General features: G+C 64.1%; 6 protein-coding genes. 5 read left to right on the top strand and 1 reads right to left on the bottom strand.

Going from position 1 to position 7,551, the window contains the following annotated elements; translation table 11 throughout:
• The 5 genes from VDP82_RS11315 to VDP82_RS11295 all read left to right on the top strand — a co-directional run.
• The coding region (locus tag VDP82_RS11315; protein ID WP_323014952.1) for a chromosomal replication initiator protein DnaA at window positions 1-779 on the top strand (779 nt) is incomplete at its 5' end.
• Window positions 780-877: 98 nt separating this feature from the next.
• Window positions 878-1,999, top strand: coding sequence for a DNA polymerase III subunit beta (gene dnaN / locus VDP82_RS11310; protein WP_323014951.1), 1,122 nt, complete (start codon window positions 878-880; stop codon window positions 1,997-1,999).
• Window positions 1,992-3,119, top strand: coding sequence for a DNA replication/repair protein RecF (gene recF, locus VDP82_RS11305; RefSeq protein ID WP_323014950.1), 1,128 nt, complete (start codon window positions 1,992-1,994; stop codon window positions 3,117-3,119). Before dnaN ends, recF begins: the two co-directional genes overlap by 8 nt.
• A gap of 100 nt (window positions 3,120-3,219) precedes the next feature.
• Window positions 3,220-5,649 (top strand): DNA topoisomerase (ATP-hydrolyzing) subunit B, encoded by a 2,430-nt coding sequence (gene gyrB / locus VDP82_RS11300; protein ID WP_323014949.1) that lies wholly within the window; start codon window positions 3,220-3,222, stop codon window positions 5,647-5,649.
• A 155-nt stretch (window positions 5,650-5,804) separates the two neighbouring features.
• On the top strand, window positions 5,805-6,824 hold the full coding sequence (locus VDP82_RS11295; RefSeq protein ID WP_323014948.1) for an LLM class flavin-dependent oxidoreductase: 1,020 nt from the start codon (window positions 5,805-5,807) through the stop codon (window positions 6,822-6,824).
• Here VDP82_RS11295 and VDP82_RS11290 read toward each other — a convergent pair.
• Window positions 6,821-7,351, bottom strand: coding sequence for a hypothetical protein (locus tag VDP82_RS11290; protein WP_323014947.1), 531 nt, complete (start codon window positions 7,349-7,351; stop codon window positions 6,821-6,823). The two genes, VDP82_RS11295 and VDP82_RS11290, sit on opposite strands and share 4 nt — an antisense overlap.
• Between the last annotated feature and the right edge of the window lie 200 nt (window positions 7,352-7,551).

The following is a 7,551-nucleotide window of genomic DNA, read 5'->3' as shown; positions in this document are numbered from 1 at the left end:
CCGCCGTGCAGCGCCAGTCCGCGCTCGGCTTCAAGGAATGGCTGCGCCGGGTCGATTTGCTGCTGATCGACGACATGCAGTTCCTGCAGGGCAAGTCGGCCACCGAGTTCGGCCATACCCTGGGAACGCTTCTCACCGGCGCCAAGCAGGTGGTGGTGGCGGGCGACGCGCCCCCGCGTGACCTCGAAATGATCGATGAGCGCATCCGCTCGCGTCTGTCGGGCGGCCTGGTCGTGCCGATTTCCGGCTTTGACCTCGATCTGCGCCGGGCCATCGTGCAGCGCCGCGCCGAACATTCCGCCGCGCGCTACGGCATGCATTTCCCGCCCGCTGTGCTCGACTATGTCGCCCGCGCCGTGGTCAGCCATGGCCGCGACCTGGACGGGGCGGTCAACCGGCTCGTCGCCGCCAATCAATTGACCGGCGAACTCATCACCGTGCCCCTGGCCGAAAAGACCCTGGGCGACCTGATCCGCAGCCGCGAGGCGCGCCGCGTGCGCATCGAGGACATCCTCAAGATCGTCTCGCGCCACTACAAGGTGCCACGCAACGAATTGCTCTCGGCTCGCCGCAGCCGCGACGTGGTCCGCCCCCGCCAGATCGCCATGTTCCTGGCCAAGGCGCTGACCAGCCGCTCGCTGCCTGAAATCGGCCGGCGTTTCGGCGGCCGCGATCACACCACCGTGCTTCATTCGGTGCGCAAGGTCGAGCAGATGATCAAGGACGATACCGAGCTGGCGCAGGAAATCGAACTGCTCAAGCGCATGCTTGAGGAATAAGCGGCGCCGCCCTTGCTAATCCGTTCACAAATTGTAAATGTCCAAGCCCCGGATCGCCCGGGGCTTGTGCTGTCCGCGTAGTGCCAGGAATTGCCCGCATGAAAGTCACCCTCGAACGCAATCATCTGCTCAAATCCTTGGGCCATGTGCATCGGGTGGTGGAGCGCCGGAATACCTATCCCATCCTGGCCAATGTGCTCTTCCGCGCCGGTGATGACCGGGTCGAACTGCGCGCCACCGACCTCGATATCGAGGTCACCGAATCCGTGCCGGCCATGGTCTCCACCTCCGGCACCACCACGGTTCCGGCCCATACGCTTTATGAAATCGTCCGCAAGCTCAGCGACGGCGCCGAAGTCCGGCTCGAAACCGATGGCGGGGACAATATGGTGCTGACCTCGGGGCGGTCGCGCTTCAACCTGGCCTGTCTCAACCCCGAGAGTTTCCCCGATCTCAAATCGGGCAGTTTCGGGCACGAATTCACCATGCCCGCCGAGGCGCTGCGCGAGCTGATCGAGCGCACCCAATTCGCCATCTCCAATGAGGAGACGCGCTATTATCTCAATGGCATCTACCTGCACACCGTCGAGGTGAGCGGAGTTGGGTCGGTACTGCGTGCCGTCGCCACCGATGGCCACCGCCTGGCCCGCGCCGAGATCGATGCGCCTGCCGGCGCCGTTGGCATGCCCGGCATCATCGTGCCCAAAAAGACCGTGGGCGAGGTGCAAAAACTGCTCGATGGCGCCGAGGGCGAGGTCAAGGTCGAGGTGAGCGACACCAAGATCCGCGTCACCTCCGGCTCGGTCGTGCTGCTCTCCAAGCTCATCGAAGGCACTTTCCCCGATTATGACCGGGTGACCCCCAAGAACAACGACAAGCAGATGACCGTCGATCGCGCCAGCTTCGCCACGGCGGTCGATCGCGTCTCCACCATCGCCTCCGATCGCGGCGGCAAGGCGGTGAAGCTCCATGCCAATGCCGGCCAGCTCGAGCTGTCGGTGACCAATCCCGATCACGGCACGGCCAGCGAGGAGCTGGCGGTGGAATTCGATACCGATGGGTTCGAGATCGGGTTCAACGCCCGCTATCTGCTCGACATCATCGGCCAGATCCGCTCCGACAGCGCGCTGTTCCTCTTCAACGACGCGGGCTCGCCCACGCTGGTCAAGGAAGAGGGGGAAACCCGGGCGCTCTATGTTCTGATGCCGATGCGTGTCTGAGGTCCGGGCCATCCGCCACCTCTCCCGCCTGCGTCTGACCGCCTTTCGCAATTATGCCGCGGCGGCGCTGGATATCGGGCCTCGCCACCTCGTACTTACCGGGCCCAACGGCGCCGGCAAGACCAATCTGCTCGAGGCCATTTCCGTGCTCTCCCCCGGCCGAGGGTTGCGCGGCGCCAGCTTCGAGACCCTGCAGGCCGCCGGCAGCGATATCGGCTGGGCTGTGGCGGCGACGGTTGAAACTCCCGATGGTCCCGCCGATATCGGTACCGGTGCCAGTCCCGAGGGGGGGCGGCGCGTGCGCATCAACGGCGCCAATGCCCGCTCCATCGAGGCGATGAGCGACTATCTGCGCGTGCTCTGGCTGACACCGGCCATGGATGGGCTGTTTTCCGGCCCTGCCGGTGACCGGCGGCGGTTTCTCGATCGGCTGGTCACGACCCTCATTCCCTCTCATTCCGCCGCGGTGAGCGATTATGAAAAGGCCATGCGTCAGCGCAATCGCCTGCTTGCCGAAGAGGGCGATCCTCACTGGCTGGCGGCCATCGAGGCGCAGATGGCCGAATTGGGCGCCTCGATCCATCTGGCCCGCGCCGATAGCCTCGGCCATCTCCAGGCCCTGATCCGGCAAAGTCTCGAGGACGGTAGTTTCCCGGCCGCGCAACTGGCCCTCACCCCGCTTTTTGAGGGAGAGAGCGAGCCCGTGCCCTCCGGCGCCCTGGAAGAGGCGCTGGCGGGGGCCTGGCGGGCCGGGCGCGGGCTTGATCGGGCCGCAGGACGCACCATATCAGGACCACACCGCGTCGATCTCGAGGTGACCTACGCCCAAAAGGCTATGCCGGCCGCGCTGGGCTCCACCGGCGAGCAAAAGGCCCTGCTGATCGGGCTGATTCTCGCCCATGCGCGATTGGTACGTCTCAGGACCGGCATCACGCCGTTCCTGCTGCTCGACGAGATCGCCGCCCATCTTGATCCCGACCGGCGGCGAGCTCTTTTCGTCGCGCTGGACGGGCTGGAAACCCAATGCTTCCTCACCGGAACCGACGCCGTGCTCTTTGAAGCACTGGGCGATCGGGCGCAGATGGTGAGCGTGCGCGAGGGCAGGCTCGCCTTGGCGTGATTCATCCCCCGGAATTGCCCCGAAAAGGGCCATTTTGCTTGGGGATATACCCCCGTTCCGCTAGAACGGAAGCACTCTGAAAACGACTGATTCGGACCTCATGAGCGATAGCGAAAACCCGATCCCCAATACCGAATACGGCGCCGACAGCATCAAGGTGCTCAAGGGCCTCGATGCGGTGCGCAAGCGCCCCGGCATGTATATCGGGGATACCGACGACGGTTCGGGCCTGCACCACATGGTCTATGAGGTGGTGGACAATGCCATCGACGAGGCCCTGGCCGGTCATGCCGACCTCGTCACGGTGACGCTCAACGCCGATGGCTCGGTTTCGGTTACCGACAATGGTCGTGGCATTCCCACCGGCATCCACAAGGAAGAGGGCGTCTCGGCGGCCGAGGTCATCATGACCCAGCTCCATGCCGGGGGCAAGTTCGACCAGAATTCCTACAAGGTGTCCGGCGGCCTGCATGGCGTCGGCGTCTCGGTGGTCAATGCCCTTTCGGTCTGGCTGCGCCTGCGCATCCGTCAGAAGGGTCAGATCCACGAGATGAGCTTTACCCATGGCGAGGCTGACGCTCCGCTCAGGGTCGTGGGGGAGTATGAGGGGCGCTCGGGCACCGAGGTGATCTTCCTGCCCAGTTCCGACACCTTCTCCATGGTGGAGTTCGACTTCAAGACGCTGGAACACCGCCTGCGCGAAATGGCCTTCCTCAATTCCGGCGTGCGCATCGTGCTGAGCGATCTGCGCCATCCCGAGCCGGTCACCACCGAGCTGCATTACGAAGGCGGACTGGAAGCCTTCGTGCGCTATCTCGACAAGTCCAAGGCCGGCGTCATCGACAAGCCGATCAGCATGGGCGGGGAGCGCGACGGCATCACCGTCGAAGTGGCGCTGCAGTGGAACGATAGCTACCACGAAAACGTGCTCTGCTTCACCAACAACATCTTCCAGCGCGATGGCGGCACTCATCTGGCCGGGCTGCGCGGCGCGCTGACGCGCCAGGTGGTCGGCTATGCCGAAAGCTCAGGCATCGCCAAGAAGGAAAAGGTGTCGCTGACCGGCGATGACACGCGCGAAGGGTTGACCTGCGTGCTCTCGGTCAAGGTGCCCGATCCCAAATTCTCATCTCAGACCAAGGACAAGCTGGTCTCCTCCGAAGTGCGGCCCGTGGTGGAGAGCATCGTCAACGACAGGCTCGGTCAATGGTTCGAGGAGCATCCAAACGAGGCGCGCGTCATCGTCGGCAAGGTGGCCGAGGCGGCTGCGGCCCGCGAGGCGGCGCGCAAGGCGCGCGAGCTGACCCGCCGCAAGGGGGCGCTGGAAATCTCCTCGCTTCCCGGCAAGCTCGCCGATTGTCAGGAGCGCGACCCGGCCAAGAGCGAAATCTTCATCGTGGAAGGCGACTCGGCCGGTGGCTCGGCCAAGCAGGGCCGTGATCGTTCCAACCAGGCCGTCTTGCCGCTGCGCGGCAAGATCCTCAATGTCGAGCGGGCGCGTTTTGATCGCATGATCTCGTCCGACCAGGTCGGCACGCTGATCACCGCGCTGGGCACCGGCATTGGCCGCGAGGAATTCAACGCCGATAAGCTGCGCTACCACAAGATCATCATCATGACCGACGCCGACGTGGACGGCGCCCACATCCGCACGCTGCTGCTCACCTTCTTCTACCGGCAGACCCCGGAGCTGATCGAGCGCGGCCATATCTACATCGCCCAGCCCCCGCTCTACAAAGCCACCCGTGGCCGGTCCGAGCAATATCTCAAGGACGAGCGGGCGCTCGAGGATTACCTGCTCGACGCCGGACGGGACGAGGCTGTGCTCAAGACCCGTAACGGCGCCGAGCATGCCGGGGCCGATCTGCTCTCCATTCTCAACCAGGCCCGCGACATCACCTATGCCATCGACAATCTCAATACCCGCTACAACCGGAACCTTGTCGAACAGGCTGCAATTGTCGGCGGGCTCGATCCCGAGGGCATAGCCCATCCGGCCAAGGCCGAGGCCACCATGACCCGCATCGCCAACCGGCTCGACCGTATTTCGGACGAGCTTGAGCGCGGCTGGCAAGGCTCGGTCACCGATGACGAGGGACTGGCCTTCTCGCGCACGGTGCGCGGCGTCGCCGAAAGCCACCAGCTCGATAAGGCTCTGCTTCACAGTGCAGACGCGCGCAAGCTGCGCCAATTGGCCGAGCGGCTCGACGAAGTCTATGGTGGTGTGCCCACGCTCAGCCGCAAGGGCGAGAATACGCCCATTCATGGGCCCTCCTCGCTGTTCAAGGCCGTCACCGATGCCGGCCGCAAGGGCGTGTCGCTGCAACGCTACAAGGGCCTTGGCGAAATGAACGCCTCCCAGCTCTGGGAAACCACGCTCGACCCCAATGCCCGCACCCTGCTCAAGGTCGAGATCGATGAGTCCAGTCAGGCAGATGAGATCTTCACCGCTCTCATGGGCGATCTGGTCGAGCCTAGGCGCGATTTCATCCAGGAAAATGCGCTCAATGTGAGCAATCTGGACGTCTGATCGAGCCTTTGCCGGGCGTACTGCTCTTTCTGTGCGCGGAGCATTGTTCGCTCAAATGCGCCACTGCGTTGCCGCGAGCTGGCTTTTTGGCGCGCGCGGAACCACATAATGACTCCGTACCGCGCTGAGGCGGCGGGCTCCGCACGAGGCAAGACATGAAAAAGATCGGCTTTTTGTCCTTCGGACATTGGAATTCCTCGCCGCAATCGGGCACGCGCTCGGCCTCAGATGCCCTGCTGCAATCGATCGACCTGGCGGTGACCGCCGAGGAATTGGGAGCCGATGGCGCCTATTTCCGCGTCCATCACTTTGCCCGCCAGCTCGGCTCGCCCTTCCCGTTGCTCTCGGCTATCGGCGCTCGCACCAAAAGCATCGAGATCGGCACGGCCGTCATCGACATGCGCTATGAAAACCCGCTCTACATGGCCGAGGATGCCGGCGCCGCCGACCTGATCGCCGGCGGGCGCCTGCAACTGGGCATCAGCCGCGGCTCGCCCGAACAGGTCATCGATGGCTGGCGCTATTTCGGCTACCAGCCCCAGGATGGCCAGACCGATGCCGACATGGCCCGCACCAACGCGGAAATCTTCCTCGAAATTCTCAAGGGCAGGGGCTTCGCCCAGCCCAATCCCCGCCCCATGTTCCCCAATCCGCCGGGCCTGTTGCGCATCGAACCCCATTCCGAAGGGCTGCGCGAGCGCATCTGGTGGGGTTCGGCCACCAATGACACGGCCATCTGGGCGGCGAAACTGGGCATGAATTTGCAGTCCTCGACGCTCAAATTCGACGAGACCGGCAAGCCTTTCCATATCCAGCAGGCCGAGCAGATTCGCGCCTATCGCGCCGCCTGGAAAGAGGCCGGCCACGCCTTCGAGCCGCGCGTATCGGTCAGCCGTTCCATCTTCGCTCTGGTCAATGACAAGGACCGGATGTATTTCGGCGGCGGCAAGGAGGAGGACAGCTTCGGCTTCATCGAGGAAAATGTCCGGGCCGTTTTCGGCCGCGGCTATGCCGCCGAACCCGACATGCTGATCCGCGACCTGGCGGAGGACGAGGCCATTGCCGAGGCCGATACGCTGCTGCTCACCGTCCCCAACCAGCTCGGGGTCGATTACAATGCCCATGTCATCGAGGCCGTGCTCAAGCACGTCGCCCCGGCGCTGGGCTGGCGCTAGGGCAGAAAAAACCCCGAGCCCTCGCAGTCATTGGCCCGCCAATAGGCGTCGGCTGGGGTAAAGCGGCCCATGGCCTGCTTTTCCACCAGCGCCGTGAAGGCCATGGCGCGGCATTCGTCCGCGCCCGCCACCACGTGAACCATTTCGTGCAGCAAGGTGAGCACGCGCAGCGCTTCGCTGCCGGGGCGGAAGAATTGCGGACAGAGCACCAGCTGGACCGCGCCCTCCGCAGGGGGCAGGTGCACAAAGGCAGCGTAACGCCCGCACGATCCCGTCGCTTCAGCGCGGATGATCGGCGCCACCGTCACGGGACCACCCCAATGGCGTGAGGAAAAACGCTGCAAGGTCAACGCATCGTGATAGGTCTCGACATCGACCCCGAAAACCGTTGCAGGCAGGCGCGGCCTGGCCGTCTCGAACTGGATGATGGCGCGTTCCAGCGCGGCCTCATATAGAGTCTGTCGCTCTGCCGCCACCAAGGGGACGGCGAAGATCGACAGAGTAAGGATAAAAAGCGCCTGGCGCATCGGGCATCCTCATTGTGCTGTCGTGGCAACACCTGCCCCCTCAGCGGTAAAATTCCACATAAACCGGCCACAATTGCCCGAAACAAGAGCCTATGACCGCGTGGAGCGTGCGGGAAGACGGTTCTTCCCCTTCACGAGCCGGTCAGGTTCGGCCTTAACCTTTCGCTAAGCTTCGGTTTCCCAAAGGGAGCGAACGCGCT

The sequence above is a fragment of the Devosia sp. genome (genome assembly GCF_034675085.1).
Lineage (GTDB): Bacteria > Pseudomonadota > Alphaproteobacteria > Rhizobiales > Devosiaceae > Devosia.
Note: the sequence above shows the minus strand (reverse complement) of the source record. Positions and strands in the feature narration are given on the sequence as shown.

Excerpts from the sequence above, each read along its gene's own strand:
- gyrB (WP_323014949.1), top strand. The coding sequence starts at position 3,220 with ATGAGCGATAGCGAAAACCCGATCCCCAATACCGAATACGGCGCCGAC.
- dnaN (WP_323014951.1), top strand. The coding sequence starts at position 878 with ATGAAAGTCACCCTCGAACGCAATCATCTGCTCAAATCCTTGGGCCAT.
- VDP82_RS11295 (WP_323014948.1), top strand. The coding sequence starts at position 5,805 with ATGAAAAAGATCGGCTTTTTGTCCTTCGGACATTGGAATTCCTCGCCG.
- VDP82_RS11290 (WP_323014947.1), bottom strand. The coding sequence starts at position 7,351 with ATGCGCCAGGCGCTTTTTATCCTTACTCTGTCGATCTTCGCCGTCCCC.